The organism is Mycolicibacterium alvei (assembly GCF_010727325.1).
GTDB classification, from domain to species: domain Bacteria; phylum Actinomycetota; class Actinomycetes; order Mycobacteriales; family Mycobacteriaceae; genus Mycobacterium; species Mycobacterium alvei.
Genome location: NZ_AP022565.1, coordinates 1,956,081 through 1,974,207, shown reverse-complemented (window position 1 = coordinate 1,974,207; position 18,127 = coordinate 1,956,081). Strand labels below are relative to the sequence as shown.

22 protein-coding genes are annotated in these 18,127 nt (G+C 66.8%); 11 read left to right on the top strand and 11 right to left on the bottom strand.

What is annotated here, in order from left to right:
* Positions 1-32: 32 nt before the first annotated feature.
* Complete coding sequence (locus G6N44_RS09425) at positions 33-248, top strand: biotin/lipoyl-binding carrier protein (protein WP_055119839.1); 216 nt, start codon at positions 33-35, stop codon at positions 246-248.
* Positions 249-285: 37 nt separating this feature from the next.
* The gene (locus G6N44_RS09420; protein WP_163663396.1) at positions 286-1,785 is read left to right on the top strand and encodes a two-component system sensor histidine kinase PdtaS; all 1,500 of its coding nucleotides are present in this window, start codon (positions 286-288) and stop codon (positions 1,783-1,785) included.
* A gap of 182 nt (positions 1,786-1,967) precedes the next feature.
* On the opposite strand, the gene whiB1 is transcribed toward G6N44_RS09420, so the two are convergent.
* The 3 genes from whiB1 to G6N44_RS09405 form a co-directional block, all read right to left on the bottom strand.
* On the bottom strand, positions 1,968-2,222 hold the full coding sequence (gene whiB1 / locus G6N44_RS09415; protein WP_059165613.1) for a transcriptional regulator WhiB1: 255 nt from the start codon (positions 2,220-2,222) through the stop codon (positions 1,968-1,970).
* Between the two features lie 258 nt (positions 2,223-2,480).
* Positions 2,481-3,443 carry a diacylglycerol/lipid kinase family protein gene (locus G6N44_RS09410; protein ID WP_163663394.1) on the bottom strand — a complete coding sequence of 321 codons (963 nt, stop codon included), beginning with the start codon at positions 3,441-3,443 and terminating at the stop codon, positions 2,481-2,483.
* Positions 3,444-3,478: 35 nt separating this feature from the next.
* Positions 3,479-3,868, bottom strand: coding sequence for a YchJ family protein (locus G6N44_RS09405; protein ID WP_163663392.1), 390 nt, complete (start codon positions 3,866-3,868; stop codon positions 3,479-3,481).
* Positions 3,869-4,031: 163 nt separating this feature from the next.
* Between G6N44_RS09405 and aroQ the strand changes: the two genes are divergently transcribed.
* Together aroQ and G6N44_RS09395 are read left to right on the top strand one after the other, a co-directional pair.
* Positions 4,032-4,472 carry a type II 3-dehydroquinate dehydratase gene (aroQ, locus tag G6N44_RS09400; RefSeq protein WP_163663390.1) on the top strand — a complete coding sequence of 147 codons (441 nt, stop codon included), beginning with the start codon at positions 4,032-4,034 and terminating at the stop codon, positions 4,470-4,472.
* Positions 4,466-4,846, top strand: a complete 381-nt coding sequence (locus G6N44_RS09395) for a hypothetical protein (protein WP_163669772.1) — start codon at positions 4,466-4,468, stop codon at positions 4,844-4,846. Before aroQ ends, G6N44_RS09395 begins: the two co-directional genes overlap by 7 nt.
* A gap of 44 nt (positions 4,847-4,890) precedes the next feature.
* Here G6N44_RS09395 and G6N44_RS09390 read toward each other — a convergent pair whose 3' ends face one another.
* Genes G6N44_RS09390 through G6N44_RS09380 form a run of 3 tightly spaced genes read right to left on the bottom strand, consistent with a single transcriptional unit; the run spans position 4,891 to position 7,069 of the window.
* Positions 4,891-5,379 (bottom strand): GNAT family N-acetyltransferase, encoded by a 489-nt coding sequence (locus G6N44_RS09390; RefSeq protein ID WP_163663388.1) that lies wholly within the window; start codon positions 5,377-5,379, stop codon positions 4,891-4,893.
* A complete protein-coding gene (locus G6N44_RS09385; RefSeq protein ID WP_163669770.1) occupies positions 5,376-6,407 on the bottom strand; it encodes an isochorismate synthase in 1,032 nt (343 codons plus the stop codon). The genes G6N44_RS09390 and G6N44_RS09385 overlap by 4 nt, the downstream gene beginning before the upstream one ends.
* A 50-nt stretch (positions 6,408-6,457) precedes the next feature.
* Entirely contained in the window at positions 6,458-7,069 is a 612-nt protein-coding gene (locus G6N44_RS09380; protein ID WP_163663386.1) for an acid phosphatase, read from the bottom strand.
* Between the two features lie 28 nt (positions 7,070-7,097).
* On the opposite strand from G6N44_RS09380, the gene G6N44_RS09375 reads away from it, so the two are divergent.
* Together G6N44_RS09375 and G6N44_RS09370 are read left to right on the top strand one after the other, a co-directional pair.
* Positions 7,098-7,925: a ParA family protein gene (locus G6N44_RS09375; RefSeq protein ID WP_163663384.1), complete on the top strand. Its 828-nt coding sequence runs from the start codon at positions 7,098-7,100 to the stop codon at positions 7,923-7,925.
* Between the two features lie 6 nt (positions 7,926-7,931).
* Positions 7,932-8,633, top strand: a complete 702-nt coding sequence (locus tag G6N44_RS09370) for a PP2C family protein-serine/threonine phosphatase (RefSeq protein ID WP_163663382.1) — start codon at positions 7,932-7,934, stop codon at positions 8,631-8,633.
* A gap of 19 nt (positions 8,634-8,652) precedes the next feature.
* Here the strand turns inward: G6N44_RS09370 and G6N44_RS09365 are convergent, their stop codons facing one another.
* Together G6N44_RS09365 and G6N44_RS09360 are read right to left on the bottom strand one after the other, a co-directional pair.
* Positions 8,653-9,879 carry an Rv3212 family protein gene (locus tag G6N44_RS09365; protein ID WP_163663380.1) on the bottom strand — a complete coding sequence of 409 codons (1,227 nt, stop codon included), beginning with the start codon at positions 9,877-9,879 and terminating at the stop codon, positions 8,653-8,655.
* Positions 9,880-9,906: 27 nt separating this feature from the next.
* A complete protein-coding gene (locus G6N44_RS09360; protein WP_163663378.1) occupies positions 9,907-11,427 on the bottom strand; it encodes a DEAD/DEAH box helicase in 1,521 nt (506 codons plus the stop codon).
* Between the two features lie 295 nt (positions 11,428-11,722).
* Here G6N44_RS09360 and G6N44_RS09355 point away from each other — a divergent pair, with 295 nt between their 5' ends.
* A complete protein-coding gene (locus G6N44_RS09355) occupies positions 11,723-12,421 on the top strand; it encodes a ferritin-like fold-containing protein (protein WP_163663376.1) in 699 nt (232 codons plus the stop codon).
* A gap of 52 nt (positions 12,422-12,473) precedes the next feature.
* Here G6N44_RS09355 and G6N44_RS09350 read toward each other — a convergent pair whose 3' ends face one another.
* Positions 12,474-13,226: a hypothetical protein gene (locus G6N44_RS09350; RefSeq protein WP_163663374.1), complete on the bottom strand. Its 753-nt coding sequence runs from the start codon at positions 13,224-13,226 to the stop codon at positions 12,474-12,476.
* Between the two features lie 229 nt (positions 13,227-13,455).
* Between G6N44_RS09350 and G6N44_RS09345 the strand changes: the two genes are divergently transcribed.
* Positions 13,456-13,695, top strand: a complete 240-nt coding sequence (locus tag G6N44_RS09345; protein WP_163663372.1) for a DUF3107 domain-containing protein — start codon at positions 13,456-13,458, stop codon at positions 13,693-13,695.
* A gap of 2 nt (positions 13,696-13,697) precedes the next feature.
* On the opposite strand, the gene G6N44_RS09340 is transcribed toward G6N44_RS09345, so the two are convergent.
* Entirely contained in the window at positions 13,698-14,354 is a 657-nt protein-coding gene (locus G6N44_RS09340; protein WP_163663370.1) for an HTH-type transcriptional activator FasR, read from the bottom strand.
* Positions 14,355-14,554: 200 nt separating this feature from the next.
* Between G6N44_RS09340 and G6N44_RS09335 the strand changes: the two genes are divergently transcribed.
* The 3 genes from G6N44_RS09335 (at position 14,555) to G6N44_RS09325 (ending at position 17,824) form a co-directional block, all read left to right on the top strand.
* Positions 14,555-15,610 (top strand): DUF3152 domain-containing protein, encoded by a 1,056-nt coding sequence (locus G6N44_RS09335; protein WP_163663368.1) that lies wholly within the window; start codon positions 14,555-14,557, stop codon positions 15,608-15,610.
* A 144-nt stretch (positions 15,611-15,754) separates the two neighbouring features.
* On the top strand, positions 15,755-16,933 hold the full coding sequence (moeZ, locus tag G6N44_RS09330; RefSeq protein WP_163669768.1) for an adenylyltransferase/sulfurtransferase MoeZ: 1,179 nt from the start codon (positions 15,755-15,757) through the stop codon (positions 16,931-16,933).
* A 36-nt stretch (positions 16,934-16,969) separates the two neighbouring features.
* On the top strand, positions 16,970-17,824 hold the full coding sequence (locus G6N44_RS09325) for a TIGR02569 family protein (protein ID WP_163663366.1): 855 nt from the start codon (positions 16,970-16,972) through the stop codon (positions 17,822-17,824).
* A gap of 1 nt (position 17,825) precedes the next feature.
* Here G6N44_RS09325 and G6N44_RS09320 read toward each other — a convergent pair whose 3' ends face one another.
* Positions 17,826-18,125, bottom strand: a complete 300-nt coding sequence (locus G6N44_RS09320; RefSeq protein ID WP_163663364.1) for an MGMT family protein — start codon at positions 18,123-18,125, stop codon at positions 17,826-17,828.
* Positions 18,126-18,127: the final 2 nt, after the last annotated feature.

The window sequence follows — 18,127 nt, the reverse complement described above, 5'->3', positions numbered from 1 at the left end:
TCGGATTAGCGCCGAAGTGAAGTGGGGTGAAGATGGCCGAGGACGTTCGCGCCGAAATCGTGGCCAGTGTGCTCGAGGTCGTCGTTCACGAGGGCGATCAGATCGGTGCGGGGGACACCCTGGTGCTGCTCGAGTCCATGAAGATGGAGATTCCGGTCCTCGCCGAGGTCGCGGGCACCATCACCAAGGTCAATGTCGCCGAGGGCGACGTGATCCAGGCCGGCGATCTCATCGCGGTGATCGACTGACCCGGTCCGGTTGCCTGCTCCCGGGGGGCGTTGGCTGATGTCCACCCTCGGTGACCTGCTCGCCGAGCACACCGTGTTGCCCGGCAGCGCGGTGGACCACCTCCATGCGGTGGTCGGGGAGTGGCAGTTGTTGGCGGATCTGTCGTTCGCCGACTATCTGATGTGGGTGCGTCGCGACGACGGCGTTCTGGTGTGTGTGGCGCAGGTGCGGCCCAATACCGCGCCCACCGTCCTGCTGGCCGACTCGGTCGGCACCCTGGCCGCGGCAGCAGATCTCGGGGTCGTCGCCACCGCCTTCGAGTCGGGTGCGATCGGCCGGGGAAGCGGTGGTACGCAACGACATTCGCCGGACCTTCCCGGACTGAACGTGGAAGCGGTGCCGGTGCGCCACCGCGATCACGTGGTGGCGGTGCTGACTCACCAGACCGCGCTGGCTGCCCGTCGGATGGCCAGCCCGCTGGAGGGCGCCTACCTGGACTGTGCGAGCGATCTGCTCCACATGCTGTCCGAGGGCACCTTCCCGAACGTCGGTGATCTGGCCATGTCCCGCTCCAGCCCGCGGGTGGGTGACGGCTTCATCCGTCTGGACCGGGGTGGCGATGTCGTCTTCGCCAGTCCGAACGCGATCTCGGCCTATCACCGCATGGGCCTGGCCTCCGAGCTCGACGGGCACAATCTGGTCGCCATCACCCGACCGTTGATCTCCGACGTGTTCGAGGCCCAGGAATTGGCCAACCACGTGCGTGACTCGCTGGCCGGTGGTTCCAGCATGCGCATGGAGGTCGACGCGGGCGGCGCGGCCGTGTTGATGCGGACGCTGCCGCTGGTGGTGCACGGCGCCCCGGTCGGGGCGGCCGTGCTGATCCGCGACGTCACCGAGGTCAAACGGCGTGACCGCGCACTGTTGAGCAAGGACGCGACCATCCGGGAGATCCATCACCGGGTGAAGAACAATCTGCAGACCGTGGCTGCCCTGCTGCGGCTGCAGGCGCGACGGACCAGCAACCTGGAGGCCCGCGAGGCATTGATCGAGTCGGTGCGACGGGTGTCGTCGATCGCGCTGGTGCACGATGCGTTGTCGATGTCGGTGGACGAGGAGGTCAACCTCGACGAGGTGATCGACCGGATCCTGCCGATCATGAACGATGTCGCCTCGGTGGATACCCCGATCCGGATCAACCGAACGGGGGCGCTGGGCGTGCTCGACGCCGACCGGGCGACCGCGTTGATCATGGTGATCACCGAATTGGTGCAGAACGCCATCGAGCACGCCTTCGACACCGACACCCCGCAGGGTTGCGTGACGATCAGGTCCGAGCGCTCGGCCCGCTGGCTCGACGTCGTGGTGCACGATGACGGACGTGGGCTACCCGACGGGTTCAGCCTGGAGAAGTCCGACCGGCTGGGTCTGCAGATCGTGCGAACCCTGGTCACCGCGGAGTTGGACGGGTCCCTTGGCATGCATGATGTCGCGTCGGGCGGAACCGATGTGGTGCTGAGAGTGCCGATCGGTAGGCGAGGTCGCGGCGTTCAGTGAGCCGGCCGGGCACACAGCTGGTTCACAGTGGGACGTCAGTACCACCGAAGTAATTACGCAGTTGTGTCAATACGAAGATGTGATGACAATTACGCAATTTGCTGTGGATAATTGTCGCAAAAGCAAGCTATGGCCCCGACATTCGTCGGGGCCATAGCTTGCGTCGGGATCTGGACCGAAGGTCAGACTCCGGTGCGGGCCTTGGTGCGGGCATTGCGACGTTTGAGCGCACGACGCTCGTCCTCGCTCATCCCGCCCCAGACGCCGGCGTCCTGGCCGGACTCCAAGGCCCAGGTGAGGCACTCAGTGGTTACGGGGCAGCGGTTGCACACCAGCTTCGCATCGGCGATCTGAGCAAGCGCCGGGCCACTGTTTCCCACGGGGAAGAACAGTTCCGGATCTTCGTCGCGACAGACGGCCTTGTGGCGCCAATCCATAAGATCAAACTCCTTGTTCGACATGTGATCTGTGCGCGGCAAAGCACACCAGATTTTCTTCGGCTGTTAACGCGTGCATGCGAATGTTTCTGCACTGTTGCAACGATGCTTTCACAGGCTGAACAGATGTCAATAGCATTGAGTTAACACGTGGGGAAAGTCACTGGGTAGGGCGGTGACTGGATGCCTCACTACGGTGTACTACACTCTGGATTCAGCTGCGCCCTAATTCCACCTTAAGCGGTGTGTTTGCGCAGGTCAATCACTTTTCTTGGTCGGGGCGACGACGCTCAGCGCGGCGGGGACCGACGTGAACGTCATCGATTCGCGCATGCCGATGTAATCTCCGTCAATCTGGCAGGCGGCAGGCGTGTTGCTCGTCACGGTGACCGTTGAGATGTTGTCGTCACGGATCAGATGCTTGCCCGCCAAGCGCGGGTTGCGGGACACCATCTGGCGGACCACCCGCAGATTCGCCCAGATATTCATGCTCGTGACGGCGAACACACCCAAACCTGTGTCGAACGTGGTTTCGGGGTTCGTCCACACCGGGCGGTTGTTCGCATACGTCCACGGACTGGAGTTCGACACGAACGCAAAGTGCACCCCGTCGACGGGGTCAGCGCCCGGCAGTTGCAGCGTGAGGGTCGGTTCCCTGCGCACGCTGGTCAGAAACTCGCGCACCGCCACCCGGATGTAACGGGATGCGGTGACCTTGCGTCCCTTCGCGCGTTGGGCCTCGACCGCCGCCACCACGTCACCGTCCACACCCATCCCGGCGGTGAACACACCCCAGCGCTCACCGCAGTCCATCAAACCGATTTGGCGCCACGTGCGCCCCAACCGATAGCCGCCGAGCAGGTCGACGAGCTGGTTGGTGGCCTCGATGGGATCGGGACTGATGCCCAGCGCCCGGGCGAAGACGTTGGCCGAACCTCCCGGCACGACAGCCACCGCGGGGGCTAGCGCGGGGTCGGGACGGGTCCCACAGTCCCCGAGCACACCGTTGACGACTTCGTTGACCGTGCCGTCGCCGCCGTGCACGATCAGCACATCCACACCGTCGCGGGCGGCGTCGCGGGCGATTTCGATGGCGTGACCCCGGTGATTGGTGTGTTCGACGGTCAGCGTCACCCGGCTTTCCAGCGCGTGGGCGAGCAGGTCACGCCCGGCCGGGGTGGTCGAGGTCGCGTTCGGATTGACGATCAGCACGGCACGCACGGGACATGAGCCTAACCGGGCAAGGTGTCGGGCTGTTATTCGTGAATCTGTCCGTCGAGGTAGCGCCACCGGCCGCCAACCCGTTCGAACCGGCTGCGTTCGTGAAGGATGTGGCGGCGGCTGTCCTGCACGTACTGGGCGCGGAACTCCACCAATCCTTCGGCGTCGTCCTCGCCTCCCGCCTCGGTGTCGACGATCTGCAACCGGCGCCAGGTGATGGCCGCGTCGAGGGTCAGTTCCGAGGGGCGGGTGTCGGGATGCCAGGAGGTCAGCAGATAGCCGGCGTCGCCGAGGGCGAATGCGCTGAACCGCGACCGCATCAGCGCGAGGGCCGTGGGGGCCTGCTGCCCGCCGGTGTGCAGCGGCCCGCAGCAGTCGCCATAGGCGCGGCCGGACCCGCAGGGGCAGGGACGGTCACTCGACACGCAGACAGTGTCGCAGGCCTGTCCGCTACGCCGAGATCGACACGAGGGCGGTGGATATTGCCCAATCACCACCCTGGCGTCGATCTCGACATCGTGAAACCGCGTCAGCAACGCGTCGGTGTGCCTCGCCGCCGGCGGCGAGGGCGTCGGTACCGTACTGAAGGTGACCGCACGTCGATTACTGCTCGTCAACGGACCGAATCTCAACATGCTGGGCACCCGGCAGCCCGAGATCTACGGGTCCACCACGCTGGCTCAGATCGAGCAGCGGGTGGCCGAGCTGGCCGCCGGGCTCGGTTTCGAGGTCCGCGCCGTGCAGAGCAACCACGAGGGTGAGCTGGTCGACGCCATCCAGGCGGCCCGACAGGACTGCGCCGGCATCATCATCAATCCCGCGGCCTACAGCCACACCTCGGTCGCGATCCGGGATGCGCTCAGCGCGGCCGAACTGCCCGTGGTCGAGGTGCACCTGAGCAATATCCACACCCGGGAGGCGTTCCGGCACCACTCCTACGTCTCGGCCGTCGCGCAGGTGGTGATCGCCGGCGCGGGTCCGGCCGGATATGAGTACGCGGTGCGCTACCTGGCGGAGCAGCGATCGTGATCCAGCCTCCCTCAATCCGGTACGCCGGATTTCTGACCGCCGCCGAAGGAATCGCCGCACTGATCATGGCGGTCGTGCTCCTGGTGCGGGCGGTGGGCGGTGCGGATCAGCACATCGTCAGCGGGTACGGCACGGCAATCTGGTTCGTGTTGATCGGTGGTGGAGTGCTCGCCGGCGGCTGGGCACTGATCACCGCACGGCGTTGGGGCCGCGGGATCGCGGTGCTCACCAACCTGCTGTTGCTGCCGGTGGCCTGGTACGTGATCACCTCGCACCATGTGGTGTACGGCGCGCTGGTCGGGCTGCTCGCCCTGGTGACCCTCGGGCTGCTGTTCAGCCCGTCCTCGGTGGACTGGATCACCGGACGCAGTTAGTCCGCTCCGGCTGTCGCAATTTCGAATCGGCGCTAGCCGACTGCTCAGCCGCGGCTTTCGTCGGCCAGTGCCGACAGCTCTGAGCCCGATACCCGATAGGTGGTCCACTCGGTCTGCGGCTCGCCGCCCACGGCGTCATACAGCGCGATGGCGTTGACGTTCCAGTTCAGCACCGCCCAGGTCATCCGGGTGTAACCGTGTTCGACACATTCGGCGGCCAAGGTGGACAACAGCTTTCGGGCCAGCCTGCGGCGCCGGAAGGCCGGCCGCACGTAGAGATCCTCCAGGTAGAGCCCGGCGACGCCGTCCCAGGTGGAGAAGTTCAGGAACCACACCGCGGTCGCGGCCACCTGCCCGTCGACCTCCAGCATGTGTGCATAGGCGACCGGTCGCTCACCGAAAAGTGCTGTGTGCATTTGCTTTTCGGTGACGGTGCACTCGTCGGAGGCGCGTTCGAACTCGGCCAGCTCACGGATCATCGCGGTGATCTCGACCTCGTCGCCGGGCCGTGCCCGGCGGATCAACTCGCTCATGTCACCCCTAGTCCGGTCAGGATGGTTCTGAATTTCGTGGTGGTCTCGTCAACTTCGTCGTCGGGATCGGATTCGGCGACAATACCGCCGCCGGCACTGGCCAGGGCCGTGTATCGATCAGCCGACAACACTGCACACCGGATCGATACCACCCAGCGCCCGTCGCCGCTGCTGTCGCACCAGCCGACGGCGCCCGCGTAGAACCCACGATCACCCTCCAGTTCGCTGATCAGTGCGGCGGCGCGGTCGGTCGGAACCCCGCCGACCGCCGGGGTGGGGTGCAGTGCGAGCGCTAGATCAATTGCCGTGGTGCGCGTTTCGCGTAGGCGGCCGAGAACGGGGGTGCTCAGGTGCCACAGTGCGTCGGTGCCGTGCAACTGCGGTTCGTCGGCGATCTGCAGGTCCACACACAGTGGGTCCAGGGCCTGACGCATCATGTCGACCACCAGTTGATGTTCGTGCCGGTTCTTCGCCGAGGCGGCCAGTGCGGTCGCGTTGGCCGCGTCCACGGCAGGATCGGCCGAGCGCGGTGCCGACCCGGCGAAGGGCTGGCAGATCACCCTCTCGCCCTCGCGCGCCACCAGTAACTCGGGGCTGGCGCCCACCAGCGCGGTGTCGGTGTGGGCCGGGCCCGCGGGGGACAGATCTGCCAGGTAGACGGTGGCGGCCGGGTCGGCGTCGGCCAGTCGGCGTAGCACGGTCCGGGCATCCCATGGCGAATCGGCGGACAGACGCAGCGAGCGGGCCAGCACCACCTTGTCGATCGGGATCTGCGGATCCTGTAGCCGCCGGATCGCCTCGGCCACCCGCTCCCGGTGCACCGATCCCGGTGGCAGGGTTTCGCGCTCGACCACGGCCGGGGGTGGATTCACCGGCCATTCGGGCAGCGCCTCGGTGAACCGGACCGTATCGGGCGCATACAGGGCGGCCGGTGCGGTCCGGTCGAATGGCAACGCGCCCAGCACGATTGGCGTGCCCGACCGCAGTGCGGCCTGGGCGTCGGCGAGGTCGGAGAATCCGGCGCGCATCCCTTCGGCCAGGACTGCCCCGTTCGGCCCGGCCAACACAAATGACGGTTTCACTGCGACAGACACGGGTTGGGGTGACCGGTCAGCCCGAGCGCGGTGATCTGGCGCACGCCGTGCTCGAATCCGCAGACCGCCAGAGCAGCGGGCACCATCGACAGCCGGATTCCTTCGGACACCGGCAGTTCCGTCCATCGGGTCAGAATCGCGCGGGAGAAATGTCCGTGCCCGACGAACACGACGTCTCGGGCGGGCAGATGTCCCAGCGCCAATGCCACCGCGCGGTCGGCACGGGCGCCGACCTGCTCGGGGCTTTCGCCGCCTGGGCAGCCATGTGTCCATACCAGCCAATCGGGCACATGCTGGCGGATCTGTGGGGTGGTCAGTCCCTCGTAGTCGCCGTAATCCCACTCGGACAGCACGGGGTTGACCTCGTCGACGTGCAGGCCGGCCAGTTCGGCGGTGTCCAGCGCGCGGCGCCGGGGGCTGGAGACCACCAGTGGGTCGGTCAACTGCAGTTCGGCAACTGCCGGACGGGCCAGGACGGCCTGTTCCCGCCCGGTTTCGGTCAGGTCCTGCTCGGTGCGACCGGTGTGCCTGCCGGTGGCCGACCACTCGGTCTCGCCGTGGCGGAGCAGGATCAGGCGGTGCAGACGGTCGCTCACACCGGCGATTCTGCCGCACGTTCCGGCAATGCCGCCGGGAGCGTGCTTGGATGATGGTGTGACGCGAGTATTAGCGGTCGCCAATCAAAAGGGTGGGGTAGCCAAGACGACGACGGTGGCGTCGCTGGGTGCGGCGATGTCCGAGCAGGGCCGGCGGGTACTGCTCGTCGACCTGGATCCGCAAGGCTGTCTGACGTTTTCATTGGGCCACGACCCGGACAAACTGCCGGTGACGGTGCACGAGGTATTGCTCGGCGACGTCGAGCCGGGCGCGGCGCTGGTCGAGACGGCCGAGGGGATGACGCTGCTGCCCGCCAACATCGATCTCGCCGGATCCGAGGCCATGCTGCTGATGCGGGCCGGGCGGGAATATGCGCTCAAGCGGGCGCTGGCCAAGGTCTCCGACGATTTCGACGTGGTGATCATCGATTGCCCGCCGTCGCTGGGAGTGTTGACGCTCAACGGTCTGACGGCTGCCGACGAGGTGATCGTGCCGCTGCAGTGCGAGACCCTGGCGCACCGCGGTGTGGGCCAGTTCCTGCGCACGATCTCCGACGTGCAGCAGATCACCAATCCCGAGTTGACGCTGCTGGGCGCGTTGCCGACGCTTTACGATTCACGCACCACCCACAGCCGTGACGTGCTGCTCGATGTCGCGGACCGGTACGAGTTGCCCGTGTTGGCCCCGCCGATTCCCCGTACCGTGCGGTTCGCCGAGGCCAGCGCATCGGGATCCTCGGTGCTGGCCGGCCGCAAGAGCAAAGGTGGGATGGCCTACCGCGAGCTGGCCGAGGCCCTGCTCAAACACTGGAAGTCCGGCAAGAAGCTGCCGACTTTCACACCCGAGGTGGTGTAGGCAGCGATGGCTTCGGTGTTACGGTCCGCAACGGCCACCGACCAGGGGCCGGTGCGCGCGAGCAACCAGGATTCCCTGCTCGCCGAGGGCATTCTGTACGCGGTGGCCGACGGTTTCGGCCCCGACGGTGACCACGCCAGCCGGATCGCGGTGGAGGTGCTGTCCGCCGATTTCGCCGCCTCGCCGGACCGTGACGGGCTGATCGGGGCGGTGCAGGAGGCCAACGACCGCGTCTTCGCACATGTCAGCGCAGCGGGCACCAGTTCGGGTGCCACGCTGACCGTGGTGGCGGTCTTCGGCGACGAGCAGGGTGGACCGCTGGTCATCAACATCGGGGATTCGCCGCTGAACCGGATTCGCGACGGCGCGATGAGTCAGTTGACCCACGACCACAGCGTCTCCGGAGAGCTGGTGCGTGCCGGTGAGATCACCCGCGAGGAGGCGCGCTTCCACCCGCATCGCCACCTGCTGACCCGGGCGCTCGGTATCGGCCCCGTCATCCGGCCCGAGTTGTTCGATCTGGAGTGCCGTCCCGGAGACCGGCTGCTGATCAGCAGTGACGGATTGTTCGCCGGGGCAGACGATGCCGATATCGTGACCGCTGCCGCAGATGCCGAACCTGAGGTTGCGGCGCGGCGGCTGGTCCAGGTTGCCAACGACGCGGGCGGCAGTGACAACACGACGGTGATCGTCATCGATTTCGGCTGAACCGAGGTCAGGCTGGGCCTTACTCGGCGCCGAGGGCCACCAGTTGCGTCCCGCGTTGTTCGAGCACGGTGTTCCCGGCCACCGCCGGCACCACCGGTGACACGCTCGGCGTGCGCGGCAGGGCGATGTGGCGCCGGCCGTCACCGGTCTCCTGGTCGAAGACGTCGTACCCGTCGCTGACCGGAACCAGTAGCTGACCGGCCATCACCGTGCCGGGTCCGACGGGTAGGTGTGGCCCGGAAGGCGCGACGGTGAACTTGTACTGAAGGCCAGAACCTCCGGTGGTGCTGAAAACCAGCACCGAGTCGCCGGTCCACCAGGTGATCAGGTCCCCGGCGCGGGTGGTGCTGGATTGCGGTGCCGCCGGCTTGGCCAGCGGCAGGCTGGCGAGCGTTTTTCCGGCCTCGTCGATGACGTTGACCATCGGCCTCGGCGTCGGTAGGTACACCGCGGTCGTGGTGCCCGACACGGCGATCACCTTGGCCCCGGATTCGTCCGTGATGTCCTGCAGTTCGACGTAGCGCACGTCGGGAGTGTCTTCTTCGTCGGCCGGGCGCAGCAGCGTCAGCCGGACGAACTTGCTCTTCGGGCACGATTCCAGCACCGACACCGCCGAGGAACTCGCCGCGGCCGACAGCTGGCGGCATACCGGCGAGGCCGGCACGTCAGGCTTGATACGGGCGTCCAGTGCACCGTAGGACAGCATCCGGACCATGTCCGAGCGCCATAGCTCGAGCCGACTGTCCCCAGCGGAGAGCACCGTGGAGCCGTCGGACGACAGCGCAACCTCGGGATCGGCATAGGCGGTGCGGGCGGGTCCACGCGTGCCGGTCTTGCCGTCGATGGTGCTGACCTGTCCGCAGCCGCGAACATCGGGATACACCGCGACGGCGTCTTGGTACACCGACGTCACACCACACAGTTCGAGGTCGCGGGCATAGCTCCACAGGACGGCGCCGCTGACGGGGTCGCGGCCGTCGACAGTGGAGCCGTCGGCAGTCACCACCGAGCCGCCGGCGAGCACGGGTTGGGTGGTCTTCGGGCTGGAGGCCACCCACAGTTGCTGAAGCCCGGCCGGCACCTCGCGTGCCGGCGTCAGGTACGGGATCGGCGCGGCAGCGGGTCTGCTGAGGGTGGCCCGTGCGTCACTGGTCCACCAGATCAGGGCGGCAGCCAGCGCGACGATCGCAACGATTGCCACCGCGGCGGCCATGTCGCCGCGGGTGCGGCGTTCGGGTTTGACCACTGACCAGTCTCGTCTGGCGTGAGCCGGTCAGCCGGCGGTCGCGGCGGTCTCGGTCTTCCGGGGACGGCGCCGCCGGCGGCGACGACCCGCGGTCGATGTGTCGCCGGTGGTGTCCTCCGGATCGCTCACCGCTGTGGCCTCGGTGCTGTCCTGCGTCGGAGCCGACGTCGACTGGGGTTGCCCGTCGCCGGCCTCGCCGCCGCGGGTACGCCGACGGCTGCGGGTCCTGGTCCTGGCCGGCCGACCCTCGGAGTCCGCCGAGGAGATGCGCTTCTCGTCGGCGCTGCGCTTGGGTTTGGCCTTGAGCAGTTCGCCGATCCGGCCGGTGATGTCGGTCGGGATACCCAGTTCCTCGTAGATGTGCGGTGAACTGGAATAGGTTTCGGCGGGATCGGGGCAACCCAGGCTGAGCGCCTTGTCGATCGTCTCCCAGCGGGGCAGTTCGTCCCAGTCGACCAGGGTGATGGCGACACCGGTCTTGCCGGCGCGGCCGGTGCGGCCGATGCGGTGCACGTAGGCCTGTTCGTCCTCGGGGCACTGGTAGTTGATGACGTGCGTGACGTCGTCGATGTCGATGCCGCGGGCCGCGACGTCCGTCGCGACCAGCACGTCGACTGCGCCGGTGCGGAACGACTTGAGGGCCTTCTCGCGGGCGCCCTGGCCCAGGTCGCCGTGTACGGCGTCGACCTTGAACCCGCGCTCGGCGAGTTCGTCGGACACCTTCTGCGCGGTGCGCTTGGTGCGGGTGAAGATCATCGTGGCGCCGCGGCCGTCCGCCTGCAGGATCCGGCTCACCAGCTCTGACTTGTCCAGGGCGTGGGCCCGGTAGGCGAACTGTTCGGTGGTGTCGTGGGTGGCCGCCGAGTGTGGGGCTTCGGCCCGGATGTGGGTCGGCTGGTTCATGAAGGTGCGGGCCAGCGTGATGATCGGGTCGGGCATGGTGGCCGAGAAAAGCATCGACTGCCGGTCGTCGGGGGTCAGCCGCAGGATGCGTTCGATGTCGGGCAGGAAGCCCAGATCCAGCATCTCGTCGGCTTCGTCGAGCACCAGCACGGACAGCCCGCCGAGCTGCAGGTGCCCCTGCTGGGCCAGGTCGAGCAGTCGGCCGGGGGTACCGACGACGACGTCGACGCCCTTGCGCAGCGCCTCGATCTGAGGCTCGTAGGGACGGCCGCCGTAGATCGAGGTCACCGAGAACTTGCGGTCGGTGCCGGAGTCGCCGGTCGCCATCACGTATTGAGCCGCTCCGGCAAGGTCGTCATAGACCTGCATGCACAGTTCACGGGTGGGCACGACGATCAGGGCGCGGGGGGTGCCGTTGAGGGGGCGGCTCTGGTCGGTGGAGACGCGGTGCAGCAGCGGGACCCCGAAGGCGTAGGTCTTGCCCATGCCGGTGCGGGCCTGACCGATCAGGTCGTCGCCGGCCAGGGCCAGCGGGAGGGTCAGTTCCTGGATGGCGAAGGGGTGTTCGATGCCCTTCTCGGCCAGCGCGCGGACGATTTCTTCGCGGACGCCGAGCTCGGCAAACGTCTTATTCAAATGAGTCATGGTGGGAGGAATTGGCCTTTCACTGTCAAACCTCATGGGCATCCAGCGCACACGGAGTTTGACGGTGAAGCGGTCGGGTTCGCCCGGATACGGTTCGTATCCGTCGGCGCTGCCGATCCGCTGGGCCCAGCTCCACAGGGCGGGCCAACTGCGTGCACGCACATTTCCTGGTAGCGGTTCGGCAACTCGAATAGTCGGCTCCAAGCCGTTACCGCTTGTCATTGTAGCTGGTCGCGGGACCTGGACCGATTTGCCGGCAGATCACGGTGCCCCGGTGACGTCTAGAGTTGGCTTCATGAATTCGCCTCAGCCTGCCGCGCAACGGATCGCAGAACCGGTTGATTCGGGCGTGACGGCGGATCATCCCGGGGTCAACGAACTGTTCGCAGTGCTGGCCTACGGCGAGGTTGCCGCGTTCTACCGGCTTACCGAAGAGGCGCGGATGGCGCCGAACCTGCGCGGCCGGATCAACATGGCGTCCATGGCCGCCGCGGAGATAGGCCACTATGAGTTACTGCGGGATGCGTTGGAACACAGGGGAGTTGACGTCGTTTCGGCGATGACGAAGTACGTGTCGGTGTTGGAGAACTATCACCGGATGACCACCCCGAGCACCTGGCTGGAGGCGTTGGTCAAGACCTATATCGGTGATGCGCTGGCCGCGGATTTCTATCTGGAGATCGCCGACGCGTTGCCCGAGCAGGTGGCCGCGGTGGTACGCGCGGTGCTGTCGGAAACGGGGCATTCGCAGTTCGTGGTCGCCGAGGTGCGCGCGGCCGTGACCGCCAGCGACCGTCAGCGGCACCGGCTGGCGTTGTGGGCGCGTCGGCTGCTCGGTGAGGCCGTCACCCAGGCGCAGTTCGTGCTCGCCGATCACGACGAGCTTGTCGATCTGGTGATGTCCAGTGGTGAGGGTCTGACCCAGTTGGCCGAGTTCTTCGGCCGGCTGCAGAACACCCACCAGTCCCGGATGCAGGAACTGGGCCTGGCCTGACTCCACGGCGGGTGGGCCCGGCCAGACCTCAGTTCGTCACTGCTCGTTCGGTCTACTGCGTGCAGGTGGTGATCATGGAGTTGTTGGTCTGCGCGAGGATCACGGCGCCCGATGCGTCGGTGATCGAGCAGTTGAGCTGACCGGCGACGCTGGTCGCTGTCACCGACTTCAGCTGGACACCAGGGTTGAGCACCACGGTCTTGGCCCAGGGCAGGGCGACGTTGATGTCGGTCTGCAGGGCGCCCTGCGCATCGGTGTAGACGACGGTCACCAGGTCGATGAGCTGCCGGTTGCCGGTCACCCGGTAGGTGATGGTGTTCGGGCTCACCGTGGCGGCGGGCGGGGCCACCTCGGTCGGCGGGGCGCCGGGTGCGGGCGCCGCGGTGGCACTGGGCGACGGCGTCACCGTGGTCACGGTTTCGGGGGAGAGCGGCGCAGTCGGTGCTGCCCGCGGGGGGACGGGCTTGGAGGTGGCGTCCTGTGCCGGCGCGGTGGTCTGGGTCGGCTGGGCCGATGGCGAGGTCAGGGTGGCCGACACCGAACCGCTGTCCCCGCCACCGAGGATGACCACGGTGCAGATCACCGCGACCAACAGGATCGCGCCGGCCACGGCGGCCACCCAGATCCAGCGCCGGTCGATGGGGTCCTCGTAGAAGGTGACCTCGTCGCCGTAGTCCGCGTCGTAGTTGTCGTAATCGACCGAGTAGTCCTCCCCGGGGGCCGACGGGTAGCCGTCGGGGGTATACGGGCGATCCCCGAAGCGCTCGGTCGGGGTGGTGTCATACGGCGAATAGTGCCTGGTCATGCGGCTGTCCCAGTCGTCTCGTCCAATATCGAAACTGATGCTAGCGAGGCAGAAGTGGCAGATGAGGTTTAGCTCGGTGCGTGTCGGTCACGGTCCGGACTCGGTTCGGTATCTGTGTTTCGCGCACGGCGTACCGCGGTGCCGCCCCGCAGGCCGCAGGCATGGCGCGTCGTCCACTAGCCTGCTCAGGGAAGTCGACAAACGTTGTGAGAAAGAAAGAAGGTCCAGCGTGGAGGTCAAAATCGGTGTCACCCACAGTCCGCGGGAGCTGACCTTCAACAGCGCGCAGACGCCCACCGAGGTGGAGCAGCAGGTCAACGAGGCGCTCAGCAAGGACTCGGGTGTGCTGGCGCTGACCGATGAGAAGGGACGGCGATTCCTGGTGCAGAACAGCCGGATCGCCTATGTCGAGATCGGCGCCGCCGACGTGCGCCGGGTCGGTTTCGGGGTGGGAGCGGAAAGCGCCTGAGATCAGGACCGGGTGAGTGGCACGTGTGACAGTCCGCCCCAGGCGAACTGCACCGTGCCGTCCACGGCGGTATTCCGGTCGATCGGCCGGTCATTGGTCAGCCAGTACCGCGCCGAGTCAACGCTGATGGCCACCAATCCGACCGCGATCATCCTGGCGCGGTGCGCCTCCAGCCCGGAATCGCGGCTGATCAGATCGAACACCGCATCGGTGCAGGCCTCGGTCGCCACCTTCACCTGAGCCGCCACCTGCGGCTCGCTGACGTAGTCATTCTCGAAGATCAGCCGGTACCCCTGGCCGTCATGCTCGATGAAATCGAAGAACGCCTCGACCGCGGCCCGCAACCGCTGCCGGTTGTCGGTCGTGGTGCGCAGGGCCTGACGGACACCGGAAACCAGGTTGTCGACGTGGCGTTGCAGTACCGCCAGATAAAGCTCGAGCTTCGACGAGAAGTGTTGGTACAGAACGGGTTTGCTCACGCCTGCGCGCTCGGCGATCTCATCCATGCCTGCGGCGTGGTATCCGCGTTCGACGAATACTTCGCTGGCGGCCGCCAACAGCTGCCCGCGCCGCTCATCACGAGGCAGGCGGTTGCCGCGTCGACCACTGGTCGCCGGCTTGTCGCCTCTCCGCTCGGCGGTGTTGGCGAGATCGCTCATCAGGTCCTCAATCTGTATTGCTCTGGCGCACTTGGACATGTTCATCCAAGCCGCTGATCGCACCGACACTACTACCGTGACGTGCCACCGCCGCCGCGCGGTCGATGCGAAACGGGCATGGATTTCGAAATGACACCGGCGAGGTCACGGCATAGCTGCGCAGGGAACCGATCCACAGGACTCTGTGCCATTCTGGACCGGTGACCTACGACCCGGGACGTCGCGGGGGTGGCCGTGTCCCGGCGCTGCGCAATGAGTGGCGGGAGCCGCTCCGTGCGCAGCGAGATCCGATTGCCTCCGATTCAGGACGAGCCAGATCCAATCGGGACGACCATCAGCATTGGCGTAAACAGACGTGGATCGGCCGCTTCATCTCCACCTACGGGTGGCGCGCGTATGCACTGCCGGTGCTCGTCGTGGTCACCATCGTGGCGGGCTATCAGGCCATTGCCGGCATGGTGGTCGTCGATGCCGTCGCCGGCACCGAGGCGTCGGAGGCCGATGGCCCGGTGCAGGGTCTTCCTACCCCCATCGATGTGGCCAGCACCGCCATCATCGGTGCACCGCCCAAAGGCCTGACCCAGTTCGACGCGGACCTGCCCACCGGCATCCTGCCCTCGGGCGGGCAGTTCACCGAGGCCGGAGACCGGTCCTGGCGGATCGTGCCCGGCACCACGCCCAAGATCGGCGTGGGCACCACGAAATCCTTCACCTACACCGTCGAGGTCGAGGACGGTGTGGACACCACCTCGTTCGGTGGCGACGACGGCTTCGCCCGGATGGTCAGCGAGACCCTGGCCAATCCCAAGAGCTGGACCCACAACGGGCTGTTCGCCTTCACCCGGCTGGACGAGAGCAGTGGCATCGCCCCCGATTTCCGGGTGTCGCTGACCTCGCCGATGACGGTGCGCGACGGCTGCGGCTACGACATCCAGTTGGAGGCGTCCTGCTACAACCCGTCCTATGACGGGAACCAGCACCGGGTTTTTGTCAATGAGGCCCGCTGGGTCCGCGGCGCGGTGCCCTTCCAGGGCGACATCGGCTCCTACCGTCAGTACCTGGTCAACCATGAGGTTGGTCACGCCATCGGGTATCAGCGGCACGAGGCCTGTGAGGCCAACGGGCAGTTGGCGCCGATCATGATGCAGCAGACGTTCTCCACCTCGAACGACGATGCCGCCAAGTTCGACCCCGGAACAGTCGCTGCCGACGGCCTGACCTGCAAATTCAACCCCTGGCCGTACCCGATCGCCTGACCGCCACCGGGGTGGCGAGTCGGCCGGGCGTACGTCGCGGTGACCGGGGCACGGGAAGTATCGGCACCGGATTACCGTTGTGGGTACGAGCAGCTGGACGATGAACTGCCCTGAGAACTGAGGAGACAGCCGGTGTCCGCGAATTTGGACGTGTCGTTACCGCCGTTGGTCGAGCCGGCCGCCGAGCTGACGCGTGAAGAGGTGACGCGCTACAGCCGGCACCTGATCATTCCGGACGTCGGTGTGATCGGGCAGAAACGACTCAAGAACGCGAAGGTGCTGGTGATCGGGGCCGGTGGGCTCGGGTCGCCGACGTTGTTGTACCTGGCCGCGGCCGGGGTAGGCACCCTCGGCATCATCGACTTCGATGTGGTCGACGAGTCGAACCTGCAGCGGCAGATCATCCACGGTCAGTCCGACATCGGCCGGCCCAAGGCGCAGAGCGCCAGGGATTCGGTTCTGGAGATCAACCCGCTGGTGACGGTGAATCTGCACGAGTTCCGACTCGAACCCGACAATGCGGTGGAGCTGTTCGGTCAATACGACCTGATTCTGGACGGCACCGACAACTTCGCCACCCGCTACCTGGTCAACGATGCCGCGGTGCTGGCCGGCAAGCCCTACGTGTGGGGTTCGATCTACCGGTTCGAGGGCCAGGTGTCGGTGTTCTGGGAGGCCGCCCCCGACGGACTGGGCCTGAACTACCGTGACCTCTACCCCGAGCCGCCGCCACCGGGCATGGTGCCCTCCTGCGCCGAGGGCGGGGTGCTGGGCATCCTGTGCGCCTCGATCGCGTCGGTGATGGGTACCGAGGCCATCAAGCTGATCACCGGTATCGGTGAAACGCTGCTGGGCCGGCTGATGGTGTACGACGCGCTGGAGATGTCCTACCGGACCATCCGGATCCGCAAGGATCCCGCCACCCCGAAGATCACCGAGTTGATCGACTACGAGGCGTTCTGCGGTGTGGTGTCGGACGAAGCTACCGCCGCCGCTGCGGACTCCACCATCACCCCGCTGGAGCTCAAGGAGCTCATCGATTCCGGGAAACCGTTGGCGCTGATCGATGTCCGCGAGCCCGTCGAGTGGGATATCAATCACATCCAGGGCGCCGAGCTCATCCCGAAGCCGACGTTCGAATCGGGTGACGCCTTGGCCAAGCTCCCGGTGGACCGGACACCGGTGCTGTACTGCAAGACCGGCATACGGTCCGCCGAGGTGCTCGCCATCGTCAAGAAGGCCGGTTTTTCCGACGCGGTGCATCTGCAGGGTGGAATTGTGGCCTGGGCCAAGCAACTCGAGCCCGACATGGTGATGTACTGACCGCTGGTTTGCCGGTCAACACCTTAGGCTGAGGCTGTGAGTGTGGAACGGCCGCCGGAACATGTGCTGGCGGCGTTCGGCCTGTCCGGGGTGGACTCGGAACCGCTCGGCTCCGGCTGGGAGGGTGGCTGGCGCTGCGGCGAAGTGGTGATGTCGATGGTGCCCGAGCACGCCCGTGCGGCGTGGTCGGCCAAGGTTCGGGAATCGCTGTTCATCGACGGGGTGCGACTGGCCCGACCGGTCCGTTCGACAGACGGCCGCTACGTGGTCGCCGGGTGGCGTGCCGACACCTTCGTCGCCGGCACGCCCGAGCCGCGTCACGACGAAGTGGTGTCGGCCGCAGTGCGATTGCACGAGGCCACCGCGACATTGGAACGCCCACGCTTCCTCACCCAACCGCCCGTCGCGCCGTGGGCCGACATCGACGTGTTCATCGCCGCCGACCGGGCGGCCTGGGAGGACCGGCCGCTGCATTCGTTGCCGCCCGGCGCCAGGGTCTCGCCCGGATCGTCGGACGGCCAGCGCTCGGTCGAGCTGATCAATCAGTTGGCCGGCTTGCGCAGGCCGACCAGGAGTGCCAGCCAGCTGGTCCACGGTGACCTTTACGGCACAGTGCTTTTCGCCGGAACGGCCGCGCCGGGAATCACCGACATCACACCGTACTGGCGTCCCGCCCCGTGGGCTGCAGGGGTGGTGGTGATCGACGCATTGTCCTGGGGCGATGCCGATGACGGGCTGGTCGAGCGGTGGCAGTCACTACCCGAATGGCCACAGATGTTGTTGCGGGCGTTGATGTTCCGACTGGCCGTGCATGCGTTGCACCCGCGGTCCACCGCCGCGGCCTTCCCGGGTCTGGCCCGCACCGCCTCCCTGGTCCGGCTGACCCTCTAGCTCACGGGAACTGGTGACGGTACTCGGCCAGACGCACCCGCCCGTCGACGGTCAGTACCCCTTCGGCGCGCAGCCGTTCCAACTGCCGGGTGGCCAGGTGCGGGGCCGGGCGCCCCGATGCGGGGATCACCCGGTGCCACGGCAGGTCCGAGGAGTCGGTCCGCATGATCCAACCGACGATCCGTGGGCTGGAAAGCTCTGCGGCAGCGGCGATATCGCCGTATGTGCAGACTCGTCCCGGCGGGATCGCAGCCACCAGAGTCCGCACCAGCTCCACCTGCTCCTCGGTGACGGCCGGCATCG

Bases quoted from the DNA above. Each gene is read 5' to 3' on its own strand.
- G6N44_RS09425 (WP_055119839.1), top strand. From the start codon at position 33: ATGGCCGAGGACGTTCGCGCCGAAATCGTGGCCAGTGTGCTCGAGGTC.
- G6N44_RS09420 (WP_163663396.1), top strand. From the start codon at position 286: ATGTCCACCCTCGGTGACCTGCTCGCCGAGCACACCGTGTTGCCCGGC.
- whiB1 (WP_059165613.1), bottom strand. From the start codon at position 2,222: ATGGATTGGCGCCACAAGGCCGTCTGTCGCGACGAAGATCCGGAACTG.
- G6N44_RS09390 (WP_163663388.1), bottom strand. From the start codon at position 5,379: ATGAGCGAGTTGATCCGCCGGGCACGGCCCGGCGACGAGGTCGAGATC.
- G6N44_RS09385 (WP_163669770.1), bottom strand. From the start codon at position 6,407: ATGCGCGCCGGATTCTCCGACCTCGCCGACGCCCAGGCCGCACTGCGG.
- G6N44_RS09375 (WP_163663384.1), top strand. From the start codon at position 7,098: ATGCCGCCGGGAGCGTGCTTGGATGATGGTGTGACGCGAGTATTAGCG.
- G6N44_RS09370 (WP_163663382.1), top strand. From the start codon at position 7,932: ATGGCTTCGGTGTTACGGTCCGCAACGGCCACCGACCAGGGGCCGGTG.
- G6N44_RS09360 (WP_163663378.1), bottom strand. From the start codon at position 11,427: ATGACTCATTTGAATAAGACGTTTGCCGAGCTCGGCGTCCGCGAAGAA.
- G6N44_RS09355 (WP_163663376.1), top strand. From the start codon at position 11,723: ATGAATTCGCCTCAGCCTGCCGCGCAACGGATCGCAGAACCGGTTGAT.
- G6N44_RS09350 (WP_163663374.1), bottom strand. From the start codon at position 13,226: ATGACCAGGCACTATTCGCCGTATGACACCACCCCGACCGAGCGCTTC.
- G6N44_RS09340 (WP_163663370.1), bottom strand. From the start codon at position 14,354: ATGAGCGATCTCGCCAACACCGCCGAGCGGAGAGGCGACAAGCCGGCG.
- G6N44_RS09320 (WP_163663364.1), bottom strand. From the start codon at position 18,125: ATGCCGGCCGTCACCGAGGAGCAGGTGGAGCTGGTGCGGACTCTGGTG.